We start from the raw sequence: 26,924 nt of genomic DNA, 5'->3' as shown, positions 1-26,924 counted from the left end.
TATTATGAATAAACAGGCTCAGTTAAACGATAATAGCCTTCAATCTTTTTATTTTGTCGGTGAAGAGCAACATACTTTGCATGGGATTACCACGGCCCAGCATGAACTCTGGCTTAGCGAAACCATGTCTCAAACGCAGCCCTTTAATTTCTGGGGTTATGGCGTGATAGATGGGCCATTGAATGTTGAGTTGCTGCGCCAGGCCGTTGAGATAACAATTAACGATATACCCGCTCTTCAGGCGCGATTTGTTGAAAAGGAGGGGGAACTTTATCAATATCATGCCAAGCAGACGGCTGAGCCGCTGTATTTTTATGATTTCTCCTCCAGCCATAATCCATTGGACACTGCTATAGCATGGATGCGTGATGACGCTGACCGGGCCGTTTCTGTCCTTGAGCACGATTTGTATCATTTTGCTGTACTGAATCTGGCACCAGAGAAGTGCATTTTTTACCGCCGCTTACATCACATGCTGATTGATGGCAGAGGCGGGGAAGAGTTCAGCCGCCGGATTGTGCTGACTTACAATGCGCTGGCGAGCCAACAACCTATTCCTGAGTTTGAAAGCTGTGGCTTTACCCAACTCTATGAGAACGATAAAAAATATCGGGGTTCGGCGAGGCTAGGCAAGGATAGTCAGTTTTGGAAGCAGTATACCGCGTCTTCCGTTCACACTCTGACCCGCAAAGAAAAACACGTCCCTTATTCAGAAATGAACATCAGTAAATATGTGCTCGACAAGGCAGATTTGGATCAGATTGATCAATGTGCTGCACAAATTGGTGTTCACCGCGCACACCTGCTGACAACGGCAGTGGCGGCTTGTTTTTATAGTGTTACAGGTCATACCGAGTTGAATTTCAGTCTGCCGGTAGCTGGGACCCGGGAGCGCAGTGGCATAGGTATGACCGCGAATGTGGTTCCGCTGATTCTGCGCTTAACCCCTGATGACACGCTTGAGCATCTGGCCCGGCAGGTGACAGCCGAAATGGGGAAAACGGTTCGGCGTCAACTCTACCGGGGCGAGGATATCCGGCGGGACAGGAACGCTGCTGATGTATCCTGGTTTGGCCCTGCGATTAATATTGTCGCTTTTGATAACGGTGATAGCTTTTGGCAATGTAAAACACGCTGGCATTATGGCGGAAATATCTCGGTCAGCGATATTCAGATTCTGTTTTTTGAAGACAGACAGGCACAGGAACTGGATGTCATGTTTGTCGATGCGCCGCATATCCATTCACTGGCGCAGCTTGATAACCTGCAGCGCCGCTTTCAGTTCATTCTCCAGTCGCTTTGTCATAAACCAGACAGCCAGCTTGAAGATGTTGTACGTCTTGCTGCCAAAGCGGATGAGGCGGATTTGCAGGATAATTTTTATGTATCCCGTCTTCAGCCTGCTGCGGGTGGGGTGCTGTGCTGGGACCAATCCGCTCAGGTATTGGAACGGCTGTCTTATGCCATAGGTCATCCTTCGCAATCTTGTCCGGTTAAGCTGGCACTGAAGGATGGTGTGCTCGGTATCGACACTGTGGATGTGTGCGAAGGCCAAACCACGGCTTTACCAGGCACGATACTGCATATTGACGATCAGGGGTGGGAGATTGCGACAGCTCAGGGAATTGTACGCATTGGTGGCTGGTTTAACGCATCCGGAAAAGTGCAATCAGGGAAACAGCTTGCACGTCAGTATAAGCTGGAGCCGGGGCAGCGTCTGCCTGTGCTCAGCAAAGAGCAGGCTTCCCGCCTGACTGCGCTGTTTGATGAAGGGAAAGGCTTTGCTTCTTTTTGGCAAGCCCGTCTGGAGCAACCCATACCTTCGGCATTTCCGGCCCGACAAATCGCCCCGTCAGAGACAAACTGGCAAGCTACAGCCTGGCAGTTTGTGGGCAAGACCGATCTGCCGACTTTTCTGAGCGCTGTCGCTGTTTATCTTGCCCGAATGGGAGATCAAACCGATTTCCAGATTGGCTGGTTACAGAGGCAAGTAGACAGTCTGTTAGCCGATGCTGTGTTGCCGGTGCATGTTTCTCTGGATATGACGCAGCATTTTTCAGCTACCCAGCAATTATTGAAAACGGAATGTGACCGTGTGCTGGCGCATCTGCCTTTCCATCCTGAGCTCCATGCTTTACTGTCGCCAACCGTCTGGTGGCCACTGACGATTGAATTGATTTCTGATATCTCTGCCGCTACTGACTGCCCGATAGATGCCGGCGCACTGCTGCAAATCGATAAAGCAGGGAACAGATTCCGCTGGCTGTATGATGAGGCAGTACTTGGAACTGAGCAGGTTGACAGGCTCAGTACACACCTGCTTTTTGTCCTTGAACAAGCGCGTAATGAACCTGATACCCCGGTAAGTGAGCTGTGTTTGCTGAATGCGAACGAACGTCATTATTTACTGGAGGAGATGAATGTAACAGCGGCTGACTTCCCGCCGGTGAGTTACGTTCATGCCATGTTTGAGGAGCAGGCGGACAAAACGCCTGATGCCATTGCTCTGCGTTACGGAGACGCCGAATTCAGTTATGCCGAGATCAATACGCGGGCAAACCGCCTCGCGCATGAACTGCTGGTTTATGGCGTGGGGGCGGAAACCCGGGTAGCAATCTGTGCCACGCGCAGCCCGGAACTGATTGTGGCAATGCTGGCGGTACTCAAAGCCGGAGGGGCGTATGTTCCATTAGATCCCAGTTACCCTGGTGAGCGGCTCGAGTATATTCTTAATGATTGCCGTCCTGTGTTGTTGCTCGCCGATGCCGTTGGCCGTTCGGCGTTAAGTGTGCATCCTGTTCCTGTGCTGGATCTGGAAGCAACGTTACCTGCGACGATTTCATCTGAAAACCTGGCGATACAGGTCCAACCCAATCAATTGGTCTACGTGGTATACACCTCAGGGTCAACGGGTAAGCCCAAAGGGGTGATGGTCGAACACGGCCAGTTGCTCAATCTGATTTACTGGCATGCCGAGGCAACAGAACTGAAAGCCGGAGAGTGCACTACTTGTATGGCAGGTCTGGGTTTTGATGCCTGTGTATGGGAAATATGGCCATCTTTGTCATTGGGCGCCACAGTGCTGATACCGCCAAGAGAAGTATCCGGTGATAGTGATGCGCTGTTGCGTTGGTGGGGTAACAGCGACGCACAGATATCTTTCATGGTGACGCCTTTGGCTGAAGTCGCCCTTGCTGCCGGTCATCTTCCTGTGGCACTGAGAACTTTGCTGATTGGTGGCGACAGTATTCGCCGTTGGCCGCTGAACATCCCGCATGGCCTGACATTATTGAATAATTACGGCCCGACAGAAACCACTGTTGTTGCCACATCGGGGAATCCGCACACTGGTGCTGTAGTGCCATCGATTGGCCGCCCGATCGCTAATACGCGTGCCTATTTACTGGATGAGTCGGGGCAGCCGGTACCCTTGGGGGCGATAGGCGAATTGTATATTGGTGGTGAGCAGGTTGCCCGCGGTTACCTGAATCAGCCTGAACTTACTGCTGAGCGATTTCTTGACGATCCATTTAAGCCGGGAGGGCGAATGTACCGAACCGGTGATCGAGCCCGATATTTGCCTGATGGCAGCCTCGAATACCTGGGCCGGAATGACCATCAGGTGAAAATACGGGGTTTCCGGATCGAGCCCGGCGAAATCGAAGCGCAGCTGGTGTCCCATCCATTTGTCTGTGATGCGGTTGTCGATGCACTGTCAGACAGTACAGGAGAGAAACGGCTGGTTGCCTGGCTGGTACCAGCAGAAGAGTCCGGATGGGGAGAGTTGAATACCGAGCTGTCAGCGTTTCTCGCGGGATGCCTGCCAGACTATATGATTCCCACTGTGTTTGTCAGCCTGAAAGCCTTGCCTTTGTCGCCGAACGGCAAGCTGGACCGCCGTGCACTGCCAGCGCCTGATTTGACCGAAACCGGACGAATGATTTACGTCGCTCCCGAGGGTGAAACAGAATTGTTACTGGCGCGTATATGGCAGGATCTGTTGGGTGTTGAGCGTGTAGGCCGCGATGATAACTTTTTTGAATTAGGTGGCCATTCATTGCTTGTGGTCAAATTGCTGGCTCAACTGCGTAAGGTCGGTCTGGCGACAGATTTGCAGGCATTGTTTTCTGCACCGACGCTGTCGGTATTGGCTCAGACGCTAGTCCCCCAGGCCGATGTGGCCGTACCTGAAAACAGAATTCGGGTTGGCAGTGAAACAATCACGCCAGACATGTTGCCTCTGGCCGATCTCGCTCAGGAAGAGATTACTGCGATCACTGACAGTGTGCAGGGCGGTGTCGTTAATGTGCAGGATATCTATGCACTTTCTCCGTTACAGGAGGGGATCTATTTTCACCATCAGTTAGCAGAAAAAGGCGATCCCTACCTGCTGTCCGCTACCTTACAGTTTGACAGCCGGTCCCGTCTGGATAATTGGTTGGCTGCAATGCAGCAGGTTATCACTCGGCATGACATTCTGCGCACTGCTTTTGTGGCAACTGGTACAGCGTCTCCGGTACAAGTTGTGTGGCGGCAGGCTAATTTCAATGCAACAGAGCTGGTGCTGGACCCGGCGGAGGGGCAGATCAGCCAGCAACTGGCATCGCGTTATGATCCCCGTCATACCCGACTGGATCTGACTCAGGCACCGTTACTGCATGTTGTAATTGCGCAAGAGCAAGATGGCAGCTGGTGCGCGTTACAACAATGGCACCACCTTATTGGTGATCATACGACGCTGGCCTTGATGGTTGAAGAAGTCTGCGAAATCATGGCAGGTAACGAAGCGGCACTGAAACCCGCACAACCATTTCGCAATGCGGTGGCACAAGCCCGGCTGGGCGTCAGTGACAGCGAGCATGAAACATTTTTCCGTCGCATGCTGGCTGATATGTCTGAACCTGTGCTGCCCTTTGGTCTGAGCAATGTTCACGGTGATGGTTTGCAAACCAATGAAGCAAGCCTGACGCTGCCCGCTGATTTGAATCGGGCGTTGCGGGTACATGCAAAACAACTGGGGGTCAGCCTTGCCAGCCTTTGTCACCTTGCGTGGGGGCAGGTACTGGCGAGAACCAGCGGTCAGGACAGTGTTGTTTTCGGCACTGTGTTGCTGGGTCGCATGCAATCCGGCGAAGGGGCTGAAAGTGCGTTGGGACTCTTTATCAACACCTTGCCTTTGCGGTTGGAAATGGATAGCCGCAGTACAGAAAACGCCGTTCGTCAGACCCATCAAAGCCTGAGTGCTCTGCTGGCTCATGAACATGCCCCACTGGCGCTGGCGCAGCGGTGCAGTGGTTTACCGGCAGGAACGCCATTATTCAGTGCATTGCTCAATTATCGCCACAACGAAGGTGATAACCTGCCTCTGCCTGAAGGGGTGAGTCTGATTTCCGCAGAGGAAAGAACCAACTACCCCTTTGTACTGTCGGTGGATGACGGTCTGGACATGCTATCTATCACGGCTCAGGTCATTGCGCCGATAGAGGCAGAACGGGTATGCGGTTATATGCAGCAGGCGCTGAGTGCGTTGACCAATGCGCTGGCTTATACGCCGGATCTTCCGGTTTGTGAACTGCCGATTGTGCCGGACAATGAGTATGCCATACTCGTCAATGGCTGGAACAGCACTGCCAGGGATTATCCTCAGTCCGAGTGCCTGCAGACCTTGTTCGAAGCGCAGGTGGCACGCACACCAGATGCCGTTGCCTTGGTCTATGACGATCAGGTCTGTGAAGATCAAGCTTGTGACGATCAGACATTGAGCTATACCCAGCTCAATGAGAAAGCAAACCAACTGGCGCACACACTGATAGCACTTGGTGTTGGCCCAGATAGCAGGATAGCTGTTTGTGCTGAGCGAAGTCTGGCAATGGTGATCGGCCTGCTTGGTATTCTGAAAGCCGGTGGCGCTTATGTTCCCCTGGATCCGGCTTATCCCGGCGAGCGGTTACAGTACATTCTGCAAGATGCTGATCCCGTCTTGCTGCTGACTGATGAAGCCGGGCGCAATGCGCTCGGCAAGCACGCTATTCCTGAAATGTCGTTAAACGGCAACCAGCCATCTGGTGTGAGCTGCGAGAATCCAGTGCCACAGTCCCAGCCGGACAATCTGGCTTATGTCATTTATACATCGGGTTCAACAGGTAAACCGAAAGGCACGATGAATGAGCACAGGGGCATAGTTAACCGCTTGATCTGGATGCAGGAAGCTTATGGGCTGACCGCAGAGGATACGGTCCTTCAAAAAACACCGTTTGGCTTTGATGTGTCGGTCTGGGAGTTTTTCTGGCCGTTGATGTATGGGGCCAGACTGGTGATGGCACGTCCTGAAGGGCATAAAGATCCGGATTATCTCAGCCGTACTATTGCCCGTTATGGAGTAACAACCCTGCATTTCGTGCCTTCTATGCTGCAAAGTTTTCTGGCCTACAGCGGCGCGGCAGAACGCTGTCAGCCTGTCGCGCGGGTTATCTGCAGTGGCGAGGCGCTGCCTGCCTCTTTAGTGAAGGCATGTTACCGTCAGTTACCACATGCACAATTGCACAACCTTTACGGGCCGACCGAGGCCGCAGTTGATGTTACCGCCTGGCATTGTTCTCGCGAGACAAATCTGGTGACCGTTCCTATTGGTCGCCCGGTGGCGAATACCCGTATTTATCTGTTAGACAAATATGGTCAGCCAGTGCCTTTAGGCGCAGTGGGTGAAATGTATATCGGGGGGATACAGGTTGCACGCGGGTATCTGAATCGTCCTGAGCTGACCGCTGAACGGTTTCTCAGTGATCCGTTCAATGCCGAACATGGCGGACGTATGTACCGGACCGGTGATCTGGCACGCTACCTGCCGGATGGCAACATTGAATATCTGGGCCGTAATGATCAGCAGGTAAAAATCCGCGGTTTCCGTATTGAATGTGGTGAGATTGAGGCCGTATTGCAGACGCACCCGCAGGTGCTCGATGCCGTTGTGGACGCCCGCAGTGACAGACATGGTGACAAGCACCTGATCGCCTGGTTTGTGTCAGGTGAGGGTTGTGAACCGGACGGAGCCGGATTGCGGGACTATCTGACAGGTCTGCTACCGGACTACATGGTACCTGTGGCCTTTATGCCGATTGACACAATACCGTTATCACCCAATGGCAAGTTGGATCGCCGTGCATTACCGGATCCTCAGGCGCAGAGCCAGTCACGTGCTGACTATATGCCACCCGTAAATGAAACTGAGCAGCGGCTGGCAACTTTGTGGGAAGCTTTGCTTGAAGTGGAGCGGGTAGGCCGGGATGATAATTTCTTCGCGCTGGGAGGCCATTCGTTGCTGGCCGTACGTCTGGCTAACCGGATGCAGCAGTTAGGGCAGCCGTTGGCTCTGTCGGCGTTGTTCGCCAATCCTGTGCTGCATCAACTGGCCCGTCAGCTGACGACAGACAATACAGAAGGATTACCGTCCATTGAGCCCGTTGTGCGCGGTGAACGGCTGCCATTGTCATTTGCCCAGCAACGATTATGGTTCCTGACACAGCTGGATGGCATGAGTGAAATTTATCACATGCCACTGACGGTGCGTTTACGGGGTTCGCTGGATATCCCGTCCTGGCAACGTAGCCTGGATACCATTTATGCGCGCCATGAAGCGTTGCGCACTGTGTTTAGCAGTCAGGACGGCCTGCCCTGTGCCCAGATCCTGCCTGCGGCGGAACTGCCGCTGACTGTGCATGATTTGCGTCAATTATCCAATTCAGACAAGGCAGAAGCGCAGGCGCTCCAGATCGCCGCGAGTGAAGCGAGCAGACCGTTTGACTTAATGAATGGTCCCTTGCTGCGTGTCAGCCTTATCCGGCTCAGTGATGACGAGCAGATCTTTACCTTTACCTGTCATCACTTGGTATCCGATGGCTGGTCTAACGGCATCTTGTTGCGTGAACTGGCAGCTTTGTATCAGGCATTTACACAAGGCGAACAGAATCCGCTACGCCCGTTATCAGTGCAATACGCGGATTATGCCAGCTGGCAACGTCAGTGGCTGACGCCCGAGCGACTGTCGAGCCAGGCAGATTACTGGCAGCAACAGCTGAGTGATGCACCCGTATTACTGACGTTGCCGACAGACCGTCCTCGTCCTGTCGTGCAGTCGTTTGCCGGTGATCAGGTTGCGATACGGCTGGAGGCCGAACTGGCCCAGGCATTACGCCAGTTCAGCCAGCGTAATGGTGCCACCTTGTTTATGACTGTACTGGCTGCCTGGGGCATAGTGCTGTCCCGACTTTCGGGGCAGCAGGATGTTGTTATTGGTACGCCGGATGCCAATCGCAGGCAGTTAGATACCGAGCCCATGATGGGTTTCTTTGTCAGCACACTGGCGTTGCGACTGGATTTGTCCGGCGACATTGAGTGGCCGGCACTGTTACAACAAGTTCGCGAGACATTGCTTCTGGGGCAGGAAAATGGCGACTTGCCGTTTGAACAAGTGGTTGAGCAGGTTAATCCGCCACGACAACGTGCTTATACGCCACTTTTTCAGGTGATGCTGACCTGGCAGGAGAATACAGCCCATAACATTCGCTTACCGGGACTGGATGCGGAACCTCTTGCGCCGGGCTACGCGGCCGCTAAGTATGATTTGACGCTGGATCTCACCGATCACGGGCAGGAAGTCGCAGGGGCATTGTATTTCGCAACCGCTTTGTTCGATCGGGCTACGGCTGAACGTTATGTTGCGTATCTGCATCAGGTACTGATCGCGATAGCAAAAGATGTGTCAGAGCCGGTTAACCGCATTAACCTTCTCCCGGAAGCTGAACGTCAGTGGTTATTAGATGGTAGTAATCAGTCTGAAAATCAGATTATAGAGCAGCGTTGTCTCCACCATAGATTTGAAGCCATGGCAGCGAAAACACCGGATGCCATCGCTCTGGTGTCCGGCGACCAGCAACTGAGTTATCAGTCTCTGAACCAGCAGGCCAATCAGCTCGCTCATGAACTGATTGCACGTGGAGTCGGGCCTGATACTCTGGTTGCGCTGTGTACAGAGCGGGGAATCGGCACTGTTGTTGCTATTCTCGCCATTCTCAAGGCAGGTGGAGCCTATGTGCCGTTAGATCCGGCTTATTCCGGCGAACGTCTGCAATACATTGTTCAGGATGCTGCGCCTGTGTTGTTACTGGCTGATGAAGCGGGTCGTTCTGCTCTCGGAGAACAGGCGATCCCTTTGTTGTCGCTGGATAAGCCCTTGGCAGGGGATAGCCGTGATCCGCAGGTTGCGGGTTTATCACCGGCCAATCTGGCCTATGTTATCTACACCTCCGGCTCAACAGGCCAGCCCAAGGGAGTGATGGTTGAGCACCGTCAGGTTGACCGTCTGTTCACTGCCACAGATGCCGATTTCGGTTTCAATGCTGAGGATGTCTGGTGTCTGTTCCACTCCTTTGCGTTTGATTTCTCCGTATGGGAGATCTGGGGGGCGCTGAGACACGGTGGCCGGTTAGTGGTGGTGCCACAGACAACAGCCCGTTCTGCAAAGGATTTTTACCGCCTTGTCTGCCAGAGCGGTGTCACCGTGCTGAACCAGACCCCGAGCGCGTTCAAAGCCTTTATTCAAGCGCAGGATGATACACCGCACCAGCTCAGATACATCGTCTTTGGCGGTGAAATGCTCAACCCGGTCGATCTCACGCCCTGGTACGACCGCCACAGTGCTGATGCGCCGTTGTTGGTGAATATGTACGGGATTACTGAAACAACGGTACATGTGACTTATCGGGCCATGTCACCGTCAGATATTCATGCCAGCGGCAGCCCGATCGGGCATCGTCTCTCTGATCTTCGTTTGTATCTGCTGGATCCGCACGGTCAGCCGGTGCCGTATGGAGCGGTTGGTGAATTGTATGTGGGCGGTGACGGTGTCGCACGCGGCTATCTGAACCGGCCAGCGTTGAATGCAGAGCGTTTCCTTGACGATCCGTTTCATGACGGTGGGCGTTTATACCGGTCGGGCGATTTGGCTCGCTATCTGCCGAACGGTGAGCTGGAGTATTTAGGACGTAATGATCAGCAGGTCAAAATTCGTGGTTTCCGCATTGAATGCGGTGAAGTGGAAGCAGCACTGCTTGCCCATCAGAATGTGACCAATGTGGCCGTCGATGCCTGGCAGGCAGCTGATGGCGATAAACGGCTGGTGGCCTGGGTTGTCCCTAAGGGTCAGACTGACAGGGAAACACTGGCCGTTCAATGGCGTCAGTTCCTGTCAAACCGTCTGCCGGACTATATGGTACCCGCATCATTCGTCTGTCTGGACGAAATGCCACTGACAACCAATGGCAAGCTGGATAAACGTGCTCTGCCGGCACCGGAAAAGCAGACAGGGATCCGCGAAGTTTATGAGCCGCCGAAGGGCGAAAAAGAGGGCTTGCTGGCTGCCTTGTGGGCCTCTTTGCTGGGTGTGGAATCTGTGGGTCGCAATGATAATTTCTTCGACCTGGGCGGGCATTCTCTGCTGGCGGTACAACTGGCTAACCGGATTGAACAGGCTGGCTGGACACTGTCGCTGCCATCTCTGTTCTCTACGCCTGTACTGCATGCGCTGGCTGAAGAGTTGCAGGGTGAGGGAGATATCCGGCAGCGTCCTGTTACGCCTGTTTCAAGGCAAGAGCCAGTGCCTTTATCGTTTGCCCAGCAAAGGCTGTGGTTTCTGAGTCAGATCGAAGGCACCAGTGAGACCTATCATATCCCGGTAGCACTGACATTGACGGGGCTGATAGATAAAGCCGCTTTCAGCCAAAGTCTGGATGCATTGTATTCACGTCATGAAAGCCTGCGCAGTACTGTAGCAACGCAGGGAGATCAGCCTCAGGTTCGTTTCCTGCCTGAGCAGGCTATGCCTCTGTCATGGCATGATTTGCGAGCCGAACCGGAAGCGAACGCCCGGCGTCAGGCGCTGGTTCAAGCTCGTCGCGAGATGACTGCACCGTTTGATTTGTCTGAGGGACCACTGGTCCGCGCCCATGTCTGGCAGATCACAGATAATCACACTCTGTTTGTATTGGTTTGCCATCACATAGTCTCAGATGGCTGGTCAACCAAAATCCTGCTGAAAGAGCTGGGTGAGCTATACCAGGCGTTTAGTCACAACCGGGAAAATCCTCTGTCGCCGCTCAGGCTGCAGTATGCTGACTATGCTCATTGGCAGCGAGAGCACCTCAGTCAGGATAAGCTGGACAGGCAGGCACAGTTCTGGCGTAACTCGCTGGCCGATGCACCGACGCAACTGACATTGCCGACGGACAAACCACGCCCTCCGGTTCAGTCTTTTGCCGGCGCAGAGGTGCCGCTTGAGATTGATGAGGCGCTGACGCAGTCATTACGCCATCTCAGCAAACAGCACGGAACCTCACTGTTTATGACGGTACTGGCTGCCTGGGGGATCGTGCTGTCGCGGCTGTCGGGGCAGCAGCAGGTTGTGATAGGTATGCCTGATGCAAACCGCGGGCGGCTGGAGGTAGAGCCTATTGTCGGTTTCTTTGTCAGTACACTGGCCCTGCATATCGACCTGCGTGAGGATCCCTCTCTGGATACCTTGCTGACAAGGGTCAGACAGGCCGTGCTTGCGGCACGTGAAAACAGTGACTTACCTTTTGAGCAGGTGGTGGAGGCGCTCAATCCGCCTCGGCAGCTTGACAGAACACCGCTGTTTCAGGTGATGCTGTCCTGGCAGGATAACACTGTGCGTGATATCTCGCTGCCAGGGCTGGAGGTGGCCGAGGCCGGTCTCGGTTACGATATTGCCAAATTCGATTTAACCCTGGCACTGGAAGAGAGCGGTGAGCAGATCACAGGTATGCTGAATTTTGCCACTGCATTGTTTGAGGCCGAGACAGTACATCGCTTTAGTGATTATTTGCTGGCGGTGCTGACAGCGATGGCGGCCGATGTCAGCCAGCCGGTGTCGCAGGTTGATATATTGCCTGACAGCGAACGTAAGCTGTTGCTTCATAACCTGAATCAGACTGAACGTGTGTATCCCGGCTCTGCCAGTGTGCATCAATTGATTGAAGAGCAGGCCAGCCGCTCTCCTCAGGCCGTTGCCCTGGTATGCGGTGATGAAGTTCTGAGCTACGGCCAGCTGGACAACCGGGCAAACCGATTAGCCCATGGACTGATTGCCCGTGGTGTCGGCATCGAAACAAGAGTGGCAGTGTGCGCTGTCCGCAAGCCAGATATGATCGTTGCACTGCTGGCCGTGTTAAAGGCGGGAGGAGCATATGTGCCGCTGGATCCGGATTATCCGGCTGAACGGCTTCACTATATTCTGAAAGACAGCGCCCCGGTGCTTTTGCTGGCCGACTCGGCTGGCCGTAAGTCACTGGGTGATGTGCAGGTGCCTGTTCTGGCTTTGGATGAGCCGCTGGCAACACCTTTGTCTGTTGGTGCGCCAGAGACGATGGTTCGTCCTGAGCATCTGGCCTATGTGGTGTATACCTCAGGTTCTACCGGTCATCCTAAAGGGGTGATGGTTGAACATGCTCAGCTGATGAATCTGATTGGCTGGCATGCTGAAGCAACCGGGTTGCAGGCTCGGGAGAAGAGCACTTGTATGGCGGGACTGGGTTTTGATGCCTGTGTCTGGGAGATCTGGCCTGCTTTGTCGCTGGGCGGAACGCTGCTGCTGCCGCCGTTACAAGTAAAAGGTGACAGTGATGCCTTGTTGCGTTGGTGGCAAAACAGTGGCGCGCAGGTGTCTTTTATGGTGACACCGCTTGCTGAAGTCGCACTGGCAAACGAAATGGTACCTCAGTCGTTACGTAAGTTGCTGATTGGTGGAGACAGTGTCCGCCGCTGGCCGCTGAATGTTCCGCCGGGACTCACAGTCGTCAATAACTACGGTCCTACCGAAACGACTGTGGTGGCAACTTCGATGCCGCTGGATCTCAACGCCCCGGCTCCCTCGATTGGCCGTCCGGTGAGTAATACCCGCGTCTATCTGCTGGATGACTACGGGAATCCTGTACCCAAGGGAGCTGTTGGCGAGTTGTATATCGGCGGGGTTCAGGTGGCTCGTGGTTATCTGAATCAGCCAGCGTTAACGGCTGAGCGTTTCCTTGACGATCCTTTCCATCCGCCTGGACGTATGTATCGCACCGGCGATCTGGCGCGTTATCTTGCTGACGGCAGTCTGGAATTTCTCGGACGTAATGATCATCAGGTGAAAATCCGTGGTTTCCGTATTGAACTGGGCGAAATCGAAACTCAGCTTGGTGCTCATCCCGCGTTAAAGGATGTGGTTATTGATGCGCCGGCAGGAACCAGCGGTGATAAACGTTTGATAGCTTGGGTGGTTCCTGAGGATTCGGTGGAGGCGAACAGTGAATGGTCTGTTTTCACTGATCAATTACGCCTGTTCCTGAGCACGCGTATGCCGGAATATATGATCCCGTCAGATTTTGTCCGCATGAAAGCGCTGCCTATGTCCCCTAACGGCAAACTGGATCGCCGAGCGCTGCCTTTGCCGGAAGCTGAGGCTGGCCGTGCTTATACGGCGCCACAGGGTGAAACGGAAATCTTGCTTGCTAAGATCTGGGCAACAATACTGGAACGCGAATACATTGGCCGGAATGACAATTTCTTCGAGTTGGGTGGCCACTCTTTGCTTGTGGTGAAACTGATGGCTGAACTCCGTCGCTATGGGCTTGCCGCAGATGTCAAAACGCTGTTTTCTGCCCCCACGCTGGCCTCACTGGCTTCAGCATTGGGTTCACAGCAGGAAGTCCGGATTCCGGAGAACCGGATCACTGTCGACACCAAAAGTATTATCCCTGAGTTAGTACCACTGGCAGATCTGAATCAGCTGGACATTGATCAGGTAGTGGCGACGGTTCCGGGCGGTGTGGGCAATGTGCAGGATATCTATGGCTTGTCGCCATTGCAGGAAGGGATTTACTTCCACCATTTACTGAATGAACAGGGTGATACCTACCTGCTGTCCGCTTTACTGCGCTTTGACAATCGCCAGCGGCTCGACAATTGGTTGTCGGCTATGCAGCAAGTAGTTGATCGTCATGATATTTTGCGCTCTGCTTTTATCAGCCATGGTCTGTCTGAATCTGTACAGGTGGTCTGGCGCAATGCCACCTTACCTGTTAGTGAGGTAGCGTTGAATCCGGCCGACGGGCCAGTGGCCGAGCAGTTACTGGCTCGCTTTGACTCCCGGTGTTCCCGTCTGGATCTGACGAAGGCGCCACTGCTGAATATGGTGGTAAGTCAGGACGAAGACGGTCGCTGGTTAATGCTGCAGCAATGGCACCATCTGATTGGCGATCATTCAACGTCTGCCCTGATAGAAAGTGAGATTGACACTATTCTGGCTGGCAGAGCCAGCGAACTGGCGGTCGCGCCACCATACCGAAACGTGATTGCACAAAGTCGGTTGGGTATGAGCCAGGCACAACATGAGGTGTTTTTCCGCCAGCTGCTGGCTGATATCGAGGAGCCTGTGCTGCCATTCGGGCTGAGCGATGTTCGGGGAGACGGCGCACGTGTTGTGACTTCTCACTTGTCTGTTCCCGGCGATCTCAATCGTGCTTTGCGAGAGCAGGCACGCAAGCTGGGGGTCAGCCTGGCCAGCCTCTGTCATCTGGCCTGGGCACAGGTGCTCTCTCGCGTTACGGGCCGGGATACTGTGGTATTCGGCACTGTATTGCTTGGCCGGATGCAGGCCGGTGAAGGTGCAGAGCAGGCGATGGGACTGTTCATTAACACTCTGCCGCTTCGCCTGGATATTAATGATAAGGATGTAGTGAGTGCGGTGCAGCAGGCACACCAGAATGTAAGTGGTTTGCTTGAGCATGAACATGCGCCTCTGGCGCTGGCTCAGCGCTGCAGTGGTCTGCCGGCAGGAACGCCATTGTTCAGTGCATTACTGAACTACCGCCATAACAAGGGTGACGAGTTAATATTACCGGCAGGCATTGAACTGCTCAGTGCTGAGGAACGGACCAATTATCCCTTCGTTATGTCAGTTGAAGATGGCGGTGATTCACTTGGTCTGACGGCGCAAATCAGTCAGCCGGTTGAGGCAGCCAGGGTTTGCGAATATATGTTGCAGGCGCTGACTTCACTGTCTCATGCTCTGGACACAACGCCTGACATGCCTGTTAATACGCTGGACATTGTCACCGATGCTGAGTATCGCTTGCAGCTGGAAACCTGGAACCAGACGACCATGGCTTACCCGGCAGACTGCTGTGTGCACACTGTGTTTGAACAGCAGGTACGCGCTAATCCTGATGCGATTGCCGTTACCGATGGTCTGCGATCTGTCAGTTATGCTGAGTTGAATATTCAGGCTAACCAACTGTCCCATGTCCTGATTGAACGGGGTCTCCAAGCCGGTGATCCTGTGGCGGTCAGGCTGGGGCGCAGTCTGGATTTGGTTGTGGCACAGTTGGCTGTACTCAAGGCCGGCGCGGTTTATGTGCCTATTGATCCCAAACTACCGGAATCCCGGCAGGCATGGATCATCAGTGATTGCGGTGCATGTATCGTCATTACAGAACAGCCGGGTGATGATGCATTGTCTTATGTCTTAGCCGATGAGCGCAGTCAGCGCACTGACAATCCTGAACGGCTGCGGTCAAGTACAGCAACGGCATATATCATGTATACCTCAGGGTCGACCGGACAGCCTAAAGGTGTGATGACACCGCATCAGGGTATCAGCCGGCTTGTGATCAACAACGGTTATGCGGGCTTCGACGAGACAGACATTGTCGCGTTTGCAGCGAATCCGGCCTTTGATGCGTCAACGATGGAAGTGTGGTCAGCCTTGCTCAATGGCGGTCAGCTGGTGGTCATCTCCCCGCAAACTGTCCTGGATGCCAAAGCCTTTGCTGAGGTATTGCAAAGGCAGCAGATCACGGCCTTATTCCTGACAACCGCTTTGTTTAATCAATATGTTCATACCCTTGGCAGCACTTTGTCTCAACTCAGGTATTTGATTTGCGGCGGCGAGAAGGAAGATCCGGCCGCTTTCGCGAAGCTGCTGCAATACCAGGGGCCGGTGAAACTGATCCACGCCTACGGGCCAACCGAAACAACGACCTTTGCTACCACGGCACATATAGAGCATTTTGATGGCCACGATCGTTTACCTATAGGTAAGCCGATAGGTAACACGCGTGCTTATGTACTGGATGCGCGAGGGCGGGTTGTTCCTCGTGGCGCTGTGGGTGAGCTTTACATAGGTGGTGTCGGTGTGGCTCTGGGGTATCTGAATCGTCCGGAAATGAGTGCCGAGCGGTTCCTGCCCGATCCGTTCAATGCGGGAGCAAACATGTACCGGACCGGTGATCTGGTGCGTTATCTGCCGGATGGTAGTCTGGAATATCAGGGACGCAACGACCGGCAGGTGAAAATTCGCGGCTTCCGGATCGAGATGGGCGAAATCGAGCAGTATCTGCGTGCACATGATGCGGTTCGTGATGTGGTGGTCGATGTAAATTATCTTGGGGATGGTCAGCAACTGGTTGCCTGGCTGACACTCGATGACGGTGCATCAGCCCCGGAAACACCGGCAATGCGCAAGTATCTGGCGGAGTCTTTACCGGCTTATATGCTGCCCTCGGCTTACATATGGCTCGAATGTCTGCCGCTGACACCGAATGGTAAGGTGGACAGACGTGCTTTACCTGCACCGCAAGGTCAGGCTTTTACAGATGCAGGCTATGTGCCGCCTCAGGGAGACACTGAAGTCATGCTGGCTCAACTGTGGCGAGATTTGCTGGGAATGGAGCAGGTGGGTCGTTACGATCATTTCTTTGAATTGGGAGGTCACTCCCTGCTGGCGGTGCGTCAGGTGAGTATGGCACAGTCGCTTGGCCTGAGTTTTCCGGTACAGGCCATATTCGATCATCCGGTACTGGCCGACTTGGCTGAGCAGCTCGATAACCAGTTCGGTGAGCGACGTCCGTTAAGCGCGTTACCGGCTCGACGCAGTGGCATACGTCCACCCTTGTTCTTTCTGCCGACAGGCTTTGGCGATCATTCTTACGTGTATGAGATAGCGAAAGTCATTAACCCGGATCACCCTGTCTATGCCGTACCCTGGCCGGATATGGCTCAGCCGTTGCCTGAAACCATGGATGGCATGGCAGCAGCCAGCATAGCGCTGATTCGTAAAATACAGCCGTGCGGGCCGTACCACCTGTTCGGGTATTCGTCTGGCGGTATTCTTGCTTACCAGATTGCACTGCAATTGCAAAGGGAAGGGGAAGAAGTGGCCCTGCTGGGACTGTTTGATACCATGCGGCCTCAACAGGCGATGAGCAGCGTAACAGCCCTTTTCCTGAGCTGGTTCGAAGTGGAACATGCAGAGCTTGATCTGGCCTTGCTGGCACAGTTGCGTGATATGCCGCTACAGGCTGTGCTCAGGACGTTGAAAGATAGGGGGATCAGTACACAGATGGATGATCATCAGGCAGAGCTGTTGTTGTGGAACCAGCGTTATCACTATGCGACTTTGGTTGGCGCAACAACTCTCTCGCCATCGGAACTGGCAGTGCATTTATTCAAAGCAAAAGAAGACATGCCTCCCATGCGCAGTGATGATCTGATTCGGTATTGGGAAGCTATCAAACCTCAGGACTTTAACCGCACGGATAACTCGGCACTTGGATGGGAACACCATTTACCGACACATTCGCTGATTGTGAAAAAAGTGGATGGCGATCATGTCACTATGATGGCGGATGCTGAGAATCGGCGCCGGTTAGGGGAATGTATTGATGCGGTGTTGCAGGAAATATCGGCTGATACTTTAGTTAACCGCTCGATGGATACAGAGAATACGCGGTAACTGAATCACTCTGGAAAGACTCAAAATCCGGTGCTTTGACAGGCACCGGATTTTTTGACTATTTTGTTGTTTAATTATGCTGTTTCTTTAATGATGTTGTACGCTGTGCAGTTACTGCTCCAGCAGCTTGGTTGCTTCTTTGCGTGTTCCGCCGACCGGTCGGTTAACCGAAATAGAGCGGCCTTTTTTCATGCCTTTCTCGTAATCATCTGTCATCGCCTTCATGGCTTCCTGTAATTGTTTTTTGAAGGTTTCACGATCCAGGTTTTCAAATTCACGGTCGATGAAATTACTCATGCGTTTGTCATGGTCATCATCAGTGTTCAGCATCGGCAGCTTTTCCAGCGCGCCTTCTATCCAGCCTGCAAGGAAAGAGGAAACACGGCGTGTGACTTCGGTTGTACTGGCTCCTGTGCCGGCAAAGCTGTTACGGAACTGGCCGGTTTGCTGGTTCATTTCGCGGTACACGACATCGAAGGCAAAAGCGGCGAAAATTGCACGTTCGGCCACGCCAATAAACTCAGCCTGTTTGAGTCCTTTGTAATTGGTCAGCACACATTCGACACCAAAGCGGCGGTTGATCCCACGAATGATTTTCAAAATGTGTGAACTGATGTCTGACGGTAACAGGGTGGCTGATTTTGTTTTGCCCATTTGGATGAATTCAATGTCATCTTGCTCCAGGCCGTACTTGAGCATGAGGCGATGAGCCATTTTGATGGCTTGCGCTGCTTCATTGACGTTGGCCGAGTTACCTAACTCAAGGCATTTGGCTATTTTTTTCAGTGCCTTTCGCTTTTGTTCAGACATCCACACCACTCACATTAAAAAAACGGTCACGTATTTTAGCGTGTTCGCTATCAGGAAGGCAAAGTTCTCTGTTGGTATTCTTTTGCGATGAATGGGAAATGAAGGGCTTGCCTTGTACTGATTGTGGTTGAACCGCATAATGAGCCGCACTTTTTGCAAATCAAACCGAGCTAAGTAATGACGATTGTCCAGTCTATCGATGTGCCATTTGAATTTCGCCATACCTGCTGGTTTTGCGGTGAGCCTTACTATGAATGCCATGTGTTCCGTCCTGAGCCTAACTATGATAATGATCCGCCGGTCAAAGTACCTTGCTGCGAAGAATGCTATGGCTTTTGTTCCCGCACCAAAGCAAGCGGGCTGGATATACTGCGTGACAGAGTGAAAGGGCGCTTGCATCAGCAGTATCAGAAGCATTTACAGATAGGTGCACAATGGAGCAGAGAAGAGCTGGAAGACTCTGAACTGGAAGGTAAGGCATTTGAAGGCTTTAAACACAGCGCCTGGATGATGTTTGAAATTGCACGGGACAGAGTTAATTATCCGGGTTGGCCGCTGGCGATTGATGGTCAGCCGGTGGGGCAGCTAAGTAATGCTTTTCAGGTTGAATATAATGGTATTATTTATCCCAATATTTCACAGGCCGTTGAGCAATTGGCCAAAAGTTACGTGATTCCGCAGGAATACCTTGAACAAACTTTAGAGCTGGTTGGACGTCACCAGTTAGGGTTTGCTATCCGCTTTTGTAAAACCACCCATGGTTATTCAGAAACTCAGCGTGCTGTCAGTCTGGCCAGTTTGCGAGAAAGACTGCAGGAAGAGGCAGAATCTGAACAGACAGTCTCGCTCAGTCAGGGCATTGAGGTTGGCATCAAGTATATTGAACCCCAGATACTTTTTCGCACCGAAGTTTCTCCGTATGCGGTGCAATGGGCTTTGCAAAACGGTGTGACAACGTTGGCGCAGTTGGCCGAACTGGAAGACGCTTTTCTGGCGCATTTCAGTCAGGATTCAGAACTGACAGCTTTTCGTTATTTCACAGGCTTGCAGGTTTATCTGGAGAAGAGAGAAGAGGATACCCACTGGGCGCTCACTCAGGATCCCAACAGGCAATGGTTCGCTAAGTTGCTAAAGAAATAAGCTTTAAAAAAACTCAGGTAGTTAAAGAAAAAAGGCCAGAATACCTGGCCTTTATCTGCACTTTATTGAGTCTGAGCCTGATTATGGCTGGCCCAGACGATTGTGTTGCCTTCTTCATCAAATGCGACGACGTCATACGGCATTTTCTGGTCGTTATACTCCATGCCCGGTGAGCCCATCGGCATACCAGCCACAGCAAGGCCTTTCAGATTGGCGGGCTTTTTCTTCAGAAATCGTTGCACATCTTGCGCAGGTACATGGCCTTCAAAGACGTACCCCTGAATAATAGCGGTATGACAGGATGCATACTCAGGTTGTATCCCATTGGCTTGTTTGATTGGATGGAGATTATTTGCCATGTTCATTTCAATCTCAAAACCATTACTGTTCATGTGTTTTACCCAATCTTTACAACAACCGCAGGACGGAGACTGGTAATTCTTTCCCTTGATCGTATCGGCAGCTATCGAGGGGAAAGCCGCCAGTAACAGTGTGGCAGTCAGGAGATATTGTGATTTTTTCATCATTTAACCTTTTATTCATCTGTGATGCTGGGCATACAGGCTCAGCAGTCTTTAATCGGGCAGCGCCAATCGAAAAGCTACACTCATCGAAAGCGTTACTCAGGCAGTACATAAAATAGCGTTGTGTTACAGATGAATAGGAGGCCGTAACAGTGTTGAGACCGGTTCGTCCCAGTACCCTGATAAATAGGGATGGTTACTGTGGCTTGCAGCCATCAAAACTGGAGCCGCTAAAATAGCGGGAAGAATCAATGTGGTATGGCAGGAAGACTGGCAATGCTGTAAGCACCCCGAATGCAGAAGCTCGTCCTGGCAGGAGGTATGGGGTGCTTTACTCGCAAGTAAGGTAACAGTATTGGCACAACAGTCTGAGTTTGTCATTACCGACGGACATCCGTCTGACATGACTGCCGGGAATAAAGTTGCACTGGCGTTATTGATCGGCAGCAACAGCAGGCACAAGATAACAATGATTATCCTGTTCGTTGAACAATGCGGCTGGTGAAGCAACTGAGTCAACATGCTGTCAGCGAGTGTCTTCCTTAATGATCAATGTTGTAGATTATAACCCCAGTACAAATTGGATTCATAACCAAAATCAAGAAACGGTAAGTTTTCTAACTTGCTGAAAGATAGGGAACTGCCTTGTACCCAGATTCTATGCGGGTTTGCGAGGGTCGCATTTGGAACAAGCCTAACGTTTTTCTGACATTTCCTGACAGGGTTTAGGCTTTAATTGCGGTGAATTGACATTTTTTTGCGCTAGGAACAGGTATGCAATACACAGAAGAAGACAGAAAAGTACTCTATGAAACATGGATGAGCTATAAGGCAAAAATGCGGGTGACTCAGATTGAAATGGCCAAGAAACTTGGGGTAAGCCAGCTGTTTTTCTCTGACATTCTGCGTGGTAACTTACCGCTTGAACATCGTTTTGTCAGTCAGTTCTGTCAGTATATGGGTGTTGATCCTGTACTTACCATTCCTTCTCTGAGGGAGCAGATTGGCAGCAGTTTGCCTAACACTGTCACATTAACAAATACGTATATAGTTGATGGCAATATCAAAAATGTGCGATATAGTGGCAATCAAATCGTTGTTGAATATGAGCACAGCGTGACAACTCACTGATCAGTTCACGTGTTGTTTGCAAATCAGCGAATCAGGCCCTTGTCACAGACGAGGGCTTTTTTGTATCGGCCATTTGGGCTTTAACAAGGAGGAATGATGAAGATTGGCATTATTGGTTTAGGGGATATAGCTCGCAAAGCGTATTTGCCTGTACTCACTCAATGGCCGGACCTTGAGCTGGTATTCTGTACCCGCAATGAAGACACACTAAAGCAACTTGTCCGAACACACAGAATTCAGGATGCGGTGACAGATTATCGCGGACTGGTGACGCTGGGCGTAGACGGTGTCATGATTCACAGCGCAACCTCTTCCCATTTTGATATTGCGCGCTTTTTTCTGAACCAAGGCATTGCCGTTTTCGTTGATAAGCCTCTTACCGATAATTACCAGCAGTGTGAGACTCTTTATGAATTGGCCGAAGAAAAACAATGCCCATTGTTCCTTGGTTTTAATCGCCGATATTTACCACTGATAAAGCCTTATCTGAGCGATTCGTCAGTGACTGAGGGTAAGAAATTACTGGGTTTGAAATGGCAAAAACACCGACTGAATCTGCCCGGTGATACCCGAACCTTTGTGTTTGATGATTTTATCCATGCGCTGGACAGCGTGAATATTTCCGGGCAGGTGAGTGAAAATGATCTGCATATTGTAACTCAGTCTCACCAGGGAAAACTTGCGCGATTGGATGTTGAATGGCAGCTTGATGAAGCCATATTTCAGGCATCAATGAATCGACTGAATGGCGTGACAGCAGAACATGTGACGATCAACTATGAGAATCTGACCTGTCATTTTGATTCCCTGGTAACGGGTAAGCAATGGGATGAAGGCCGTGAACAGGCGCTGGCGCTGCCAGACTGGACCCCCATGCTCGATAGTAAAGGGTTTACTGCCATGATTGCCCACTGGCTGGATGTGGTGGCGAACGGAAAAATGGAAGCCTCTCTGGTGGCACGAAACCTGAATACTCACTATCTTGCTGAAGCCATCTGCCAGAAAGTCAAACCATAGCCTCAGAGACCCTTGAATTTAACCAGATCTGACGGGTCTGGTTATTGGAAATTGGTTCGAGTTCAAACTTTTTTCAGAATGCAAGGAAATTCAATGCAGGTTTGTTTACCTGTTCAATAATTCACCACTTACTTCTCTTTGGCTGTTTTTTGAGCTTAATTTGACCAATGGAGTTAGATTTACTGTTTCTAAGCTGGTAATGTGCGTCCCCTCACACAACTGGTGAGAATTTTATGCAAACCTCCGAACGAAATAGTGCTGATAAAATGGTTTCAGCTCTAACCATTGGTTTCCTCAGTCTGTTCCTGATTGCTGCGCTGGTAGACCTGTCATGGGTATCCTCTTCCATCCAATCCCTTTTTGCACTTTCAACCGCTAGTTTCGGCTACTTTTGGCAATGGCTGATGGTACTGAACTTTATTCTTGCACTGTGTCTGGCGCTGTCGCCCCTGGGCAAAATAAAGCTCGGTAATACAAAACGGCCTGAAATCGGTCAGTTTCGCTGGACTGCCATGATCATGTGCACTCTGCTTGCTGGTGGCGGCGTGTTCTGGTCTGCAGCTGAGCCTATTTATCACTTCGTGACCACGCCGCCATCCTTTGATGGCTTGGCGGCGCGTCAGCCAGAAACGGCTGCGCCTGCGCTGAGTCAAAGCTTTTTGCACTGGGGATTTCTGGCCTGGGCTGTGCTGGGTACATTAGCAACAATCGTGCTGATGTATGCGCACCATCAGAAAGGGATCAAGCTCAGACCGAGAGCTTTGTTGTATCCGCTGGTGGGTGACCGGCTGGAAAATCACTGGCTGGGTTCGGTGATTGATGCAAGCTCAATACTTGCCGTCGCCGCTGGCACAATCGGACCGATAGGCTTTTTAGCCTCACAACTGGGTTACAGCCTGCATGTTGTTGCCGGATTGGATAACTCGGTACTGACTCAGATTGGTTTGCTGGCGGTAGTGGTCACAATTTATTCCTTATCTGCAGCGACAGGGATGGATAAGGGACTGCAGTGGTTGAGTCGCTTTAATGTGATCGTCGCCGTCTTGCTGCTGGTGGTTATGTTATTGCTGGGGCCAACGGGCTTCATCTTTGAAAAGTTTGCCGAAGCGATGACTGTTTATATCCAGCACTTTCCTGCGATGAGCCTGACAAACGCTTCTCCGGATTGGAACGCCTGGTGGACATGGTTTTTCTGGGGGTGGTTTATCGGCTTCGCGCCTATGATGGCAATCTTTATTGCCCGCATCACGGTTGGCCGCAGTATTCGGGAGCTGGTCATGACAGTGGCTATCGGTGCGCCTCTGGTGACCCATTTCTGGTTTACTGTGCTTGGCGGCTCAGGTATTTATTTTGAACTGACTCAACCTGGTGTCATTTCAGAACCCTTAAGTGAAGGGGGCTTGCCTGCAGTGTTATTAGCAACCTTGTCTCAACTGCCTTTCAGCGAATGGCTCATTCCGGCTTTTCTTGTGCTGACGACAACTTTTGTTGTCACAACCGGGGATTCTATGGCGTATGCCATTGCGATGGTGACCTCAGGTAAGAATGAACCGGCCAGAGGGCATCGTTTGTTCTGGGCGATCGCAATGGGGGCTGTGGCCGCGGTATTACTGCTGGCCGGTGATGGGGGATTGAATGCCCTGCAATCTTTTATTGTGATTACGGCTGTACCTGTTTCATTGCTTATGGTCTTCACATTACTGACTGGTCCGCTGGCCGCCATCAGGCTACACCGAGAAACAGAAGTTGCCCCATCTGAGAGTTTGCTGGTTACTGAGTAGCAAGACTTTTTCACCCTGAAACAACGCCCTCATTTCGGAGGGCGTTGTTTATTCGTTGCTGGTTACTCCCGATTTTTATGCTTCCGGTTAGTGCTTTGTATCGTACGATACATGCGCCCCAGCTGTTTCGATTTGGCTCGTTTCTCCGCAATGCTGGCAGTATTGAAGGTCACTTCGCGATTCAGCTTGAGATAATTGCGCAACCTGCGTTCTTCAAGCGCGCCGGATTCAATGGCAGCCAGTACGGCGCAGCCAGGCTCATACTGGTGAGCACAGTCGCCAAACCGGCATTGTTCTGCCAGCGTTTCTATATCCGCGAAAGTGGTTGACAGACCTTCACTGCAGTCGGCTAACTGGAGTTCACGCATACCAGGTGTGTCCAGCAGAAGACCGCCACTTTGCATCAGATGCAGTGACCTTGCGGTCGTGGTATGTCTGCCTTTACTGTCTTCCTCCCTGATACTGGCTGTTTGCTGTGTTTCAGTGGCAAGCAGGGTATTGACCAGGGTGGATTTCCCCGCACCCGAAGAGCCCAGAAAAGCAACCGTTTTACCTGTTCTGCACCAAGGTGCCAGTTTAGCGACACTGTCTCTGTCTAATCCATTGACGTACTCAACCAATAACATGTTATCGATGTGACGTACCTGTTCGACGAAAAGGGTGGGATCGTCAACACAATCGGCCTTAGACAGAACAATAACTGGCTCAACACCAGACTGGTGAGCAAGAGCCAGATAACGCTCTATACGACTGAGATTAAAATCCTGGTTCAGTGAGCAGACGATAAAAACGGTATCGACATTGCTGGCGATGAGCTGTTCTTCAATTTTGCTACCTGCGGCTTTTCGCCAGAAGCGGGAAAAGCGCTCCAGCAGGCGGACAAAATGGTCTTCGCCAGACAGTAATATCCAGTCTCCGACAGCGAGTTCAGGCATATTAGGCAGAACAGGTATCGACAAATGGCCGTGCTCTGAGAAAACGTCCAGTCGGTTTCTGTGTAAAGCACATACCCGGGCTGGTTTCATCTGATCCCATTCATCGAGAGACAGCAGCTGTTGAAAATAAGGTTTCCAACCAAGTTTTTGCAAAGAATACGTTGGTGTAGAAATCGTTGTTGTCATGATGTGTTTACCCCTGACGCAGCACAGGCGTCATTAACTGAAATGGTAAAATTCAGGGGCAATATGTCCCCGGTTATTCAGAACCGGGCAATAGAAGAGGAAAGGGCAGAAGCGGAGAGGGTGTCCTGTTATCTTTTTCGCTTACTGGTTCTTTGCCTGTTTCTGTGCCCAGAGAGTTGTTAATACAATCATCTTGTGTCCTCCAAAGTAATAAACAGGTATTAAGTGCATGAAATGTAGCAGGCGGAGTAAAGTGTGTCTAGAAGCGGTTTAAGGTTTCCAGACACATTTGTCAAATTATGCTGCCTGGTAAGCTTCTTTTCTGGCGTTAAAGCGGGCGACCAGATCATCTATGTCGTTCTGGCAGTATGGCTTAAGACCACTCATCAGCATACGCTTACGACCTTCACCCACGACTTCACCGTGCTCTGTAAAGCTGAATGCCAGCGTTACGCTACCACGCTTACCGTCAGATTCGAGAATGGAATCAGTAAGCTCAACGGTTGGCGCTTCAAGGTCCAGCCGGCTGAATTCCAGTTCCATGCTTTCATAGATAACCAGCGGGCGGGCAGGATTGATCATTACCTGCTTAGACTCCATTAAAGGCACCATGATGTGCGGGAAATTCTTTCCGGAAAATTGCACATAATTTTTGGTAACTGTTTCGATAAGGCTGGCATTGTGGGTGACTTCACCTTCGCGAAGGACGTGAAGGTATTCTTTGCCTTTTTCATCGACGAGTGACAGATCGTTGGATGATTTCGTGTTGATAGCCAGGGCTACGCCATCAGTGATCATACCTGCAAATTCCACACGCATTTTCTGGCTCAATCCTGTTTTTGCCAGCATGACAGAAAAGAGGAGGTCGCCCGGAACACAAAAACGTTTGTTATCGGCATCGTGGATTGGGTTGAAATCGCCAGCGACTTTTTTGGCAAAATGGCTGGCTTGTTCGCGGGTAAATGTATAAGCACCATTATGCTCGGCGAAGTAAGAATCTAAAAACATTGAGTTGGAACTACCTTAGATCATCGTAATCCTGGTAGTTTACCTGATATCAACAGAGTAAATGGTCTAGCCAGCTGAAAATGTGGCAGAACACTGATTTGATTCAGAGGTGAAAACAAAAGTGATGCAACAAATCACATACTAGGGTAATATCCGAGACCTTTGAGCTGTGATCAGCTCTGCTGAATCACCCATCTGTGCGTGTAGAAGAGCCAGATATTATAAGCGGTAGGGAAACTGCATGCTAATGGGTACTCTGTCAGTATTGCTGGCTGAGTACCCAAATTTTATCTCATGTGGTTGATACTAATTGTCGTCTACAACTATCAATGCATTCGCTCTCGAACGCCAGTTTGTGCTCAGGCAGTTGACGTTCAGTTGGATGTGCCAGTGAGTAGAGTTTAAAAGAGCATTAATAGCAGTCCTGCCGCTAAGATGAAACCGGCCACACTTGCTGTCCGGCCGATAAGACCAACGGCGCTTGGTACGATCATTTCGTCATGATGCATGAATACTCCCCCGGTGACTGCTCACTGTTGTTATGCTC

At 51.6% G+C, this 26,924-nt stretch carries 10 protein-coding genes; 6 read left to right on the top strand and 4 right to left on the bottom strand.

The genetic code is table 11. The features are described from left to right. Positions 1-4: 4 nt before the first annotated feature. Positions 5-17,845, top strand: coding sequence for a non-ribosomal peptide synthetase (locus L6J37_RS05250; RefSeq protein WP_237794418.1), 17,841 nt, complete (start codon positions 5-7; stop codon positions 17,843-17,845). Positions 17,846-17,956: 111 nt separating this feature from the next. Here L6J37_RS05250 and L6J37_RS05245 read toward each other — a convergent pair whose 3' ends face one another. Then, a complete protein-coding gene (locus tag L6J37_RS05245; protein WP_192017138.1) occupies positions 17,957-18,655 on the bottom strand; it encodes a DUF2786 domain-containing protein in 699 nt (232 codons plus the stop codon). 177 nt (positions 18,656-18,832) lie between these two features. Between L6J37_RS05245 and L6J37_RS05240 the strand changes: the two genes are divergently transcribed. After that, on the top strand, positions 18,833-19,795 hold the full coding sequence (locus L6J37_RS05240) for a hypothetical protein (protein WP_237794417.1): 963 nt from the start codon (positions 18,833-18,835) through the stop codon (positions 19,793-19,795). Between the two features lie 62 nt (positions 19,796-19,857). Here the strand turns inward: L6J37_RS05240 and L6J37_RS05235 are convergent, their stop codons facing one another. Further along, on the bottom strand, positions 19,858-20,319 hold the full coding sequence (locus L6J37_RS05235; protein WP_237794416.1) for a DUF411 domain-containing protein: 462 nt from the start codon (positions 20,317-20,319) through the stop codon (positions 19,858-19,860). Between the two features lie 355 nt (positions 20,320-20,674). Here L6J37_RS05235 and L6J37_RS05230 point away from each other — a divergent pair, with 355 nt between their 5' ends. The 4 genes from L6J37_RS05230 to L6J37_RS05215 all read left to right on the top strand — a co-directional run bounded on the left by L6J37_RS05230 (position 20,675) and on the right by L6J37_RS05215 (position 24,248). Then, entirely contained in the window at positions 20,675-20,824 is a 150-nt protein-coding gene (locus tag L6J37_RS05230) for a hypothetical protein (RefSeq protein ID WP_237794415.1), read from the top strand. A gap of 269 nt (positions 20,825-21,093) precedes the next feature. Further along, positions 21,094-21,450, top strand: a complete 357-nt coding sequence (locus L6J37_RS05225; RefSeq protein WP_027252244.1) for a helix-turn-helix domain-containing protein — start codon at positions 21,094-21,096, stop codon at positions 21,448-21,450. Between the two features lie 96 nt (positions 21,451-21,546). After that, positions 21,547-22,467 carry a Gfo/Idh/MocA family protein gene (locus L6J37_RS05220; RefSeq protein WP_237794555.1) on the top strand — a complete coding sequence of 307 codons (921 nt, stop codon included), beginning with the start codon at positions 21,547-21,549 and terminating at the stop codon, positions 22,465-22,467. 233 nt (positions 22,468-22,700) lie between these two features. Continuing rightward, complete coding sequence (locus L6J37_RS05215; protein ID WP_237794414.1) at positions 22,701-24,248, top strand: BCCT family transporter; 1,548 nt, start codon at positions 22,701-22,703, stop codon at positions 24,246-24,248. A gap of 62 nt (positions 24,249-24,310) precedes the next feature. Here the strand turns inward: L6J37_RS05215 and rsgA are convergent, their stop codons facing one another. Together rsgA and L6J37_RS05205 are read right to left on the bottom strand one after the other, a co-directional pair. Then, positions 24,311-25,369 carry a ribosome small subunit-dependent GTPase A gene (gene rsgA / locus L6J37_RS05210; RefSeq protein ID WP_237794412.1) on the bottom strand — a complete coding sequence of 353 codons (1,059 nt, stop codon included), beginning with the start codon at positions 25,367-25,369 and terminating at the stop codon, positions 24,311-24,313. A gap of 297 nt (positions 25,370-25,666) precedes the next feature. Continuing rightward, positions 25,667-26,377 carry a DUF3581 domain-containing protein gene (locus L6J37_RS05205; RefSeq protein ID WP_192017132.1) on the bottom strand — a complete coding sequence of 237 codons (711 nt, stop codon included), beginning with the start codon at positions 26,375-26,377 and terminating at the stop codon, positions 25,667-25,669. Positions 26,378-26,924 lie beyond the last annotated feature (547 nt).

The sequence above is a fragment of the Photobacterium sp. WH77 genome, assembly GCF_022014395.1.
GTDB classification, from domain to species: Bacteria; Pseudomonadota; Gammaproteobacteria; order Enterobacterales; family Vibrionaceae; genus Photobacterium; species Photobacterium arenosum.
This window is presented reverse-complemented; position numbering and strand designations above follow the sequence as displayed.

Bases quoted from the DNA above. Each gene is read 5' to 3' on its own strand.
- L6J37_RS05205 (WP_192017132.1), bottom strand. From the start codon at position 26,377: ATGTTTTTAGATTCTTACTTCGCCGAGCATAATGGTGCTTATACATTT.
- L6J37_RS05215 (WP_237794414.1), top strand. From the start codon at position 22,701: ATGCAAACCTCCGAACGAAATAGTGCTGATAAAATGGTTTCAGCTCTA.
- L6J37_RS05225 (WP_027252244.1), top strand. From the start codon at position 21,094: ATGCAATACACAGAAGAAGACAGAAAAGTACTCTATGAAACATGGATG.
- rsgA (WP_237794412.1), bottom strand. From the start codon at position 25,369: ATGACAACAACGATTTCTACACCAACGTATTCTTTGCAAAAACTTGGT.
- L6J37_RS05245 (WP_192017138.1), bottom strand. From the start codon at position 18,655: ATGTCTGAACAAAAGCGAAAGGCACTGAAAAAAATAGCCAAATGCCTT.
- L6J37_RS05250 (WP_237794418.1), top strand. From the start codon at position 5: ATGAATAAACAGGCTCAGTTAAACGATAATAGCCTTCAATCTTTTTAT.
- L6J37_RS05220 (WP_237794555.1), top strand. From the start codon at position 21,547: ATGAAGATTGGCATTATTGGTTTAGGGGATATAGCTCGCAAAGCGTAT.
- L6J37_RS05240 (WP_237794417.1), top strand. From the start codon at position 18,833: ATGACGATTGTCCAGTCTATCGATGTGCCATTTGAATTTCGCCATACC.
- L6J37_RS05235 (WP_237794416.1), bottom strand. From the start codon at position 20,319: ATGAAAAAATCACAATATCTCCTGACTGCCACACTGTTACTGGCGGCT.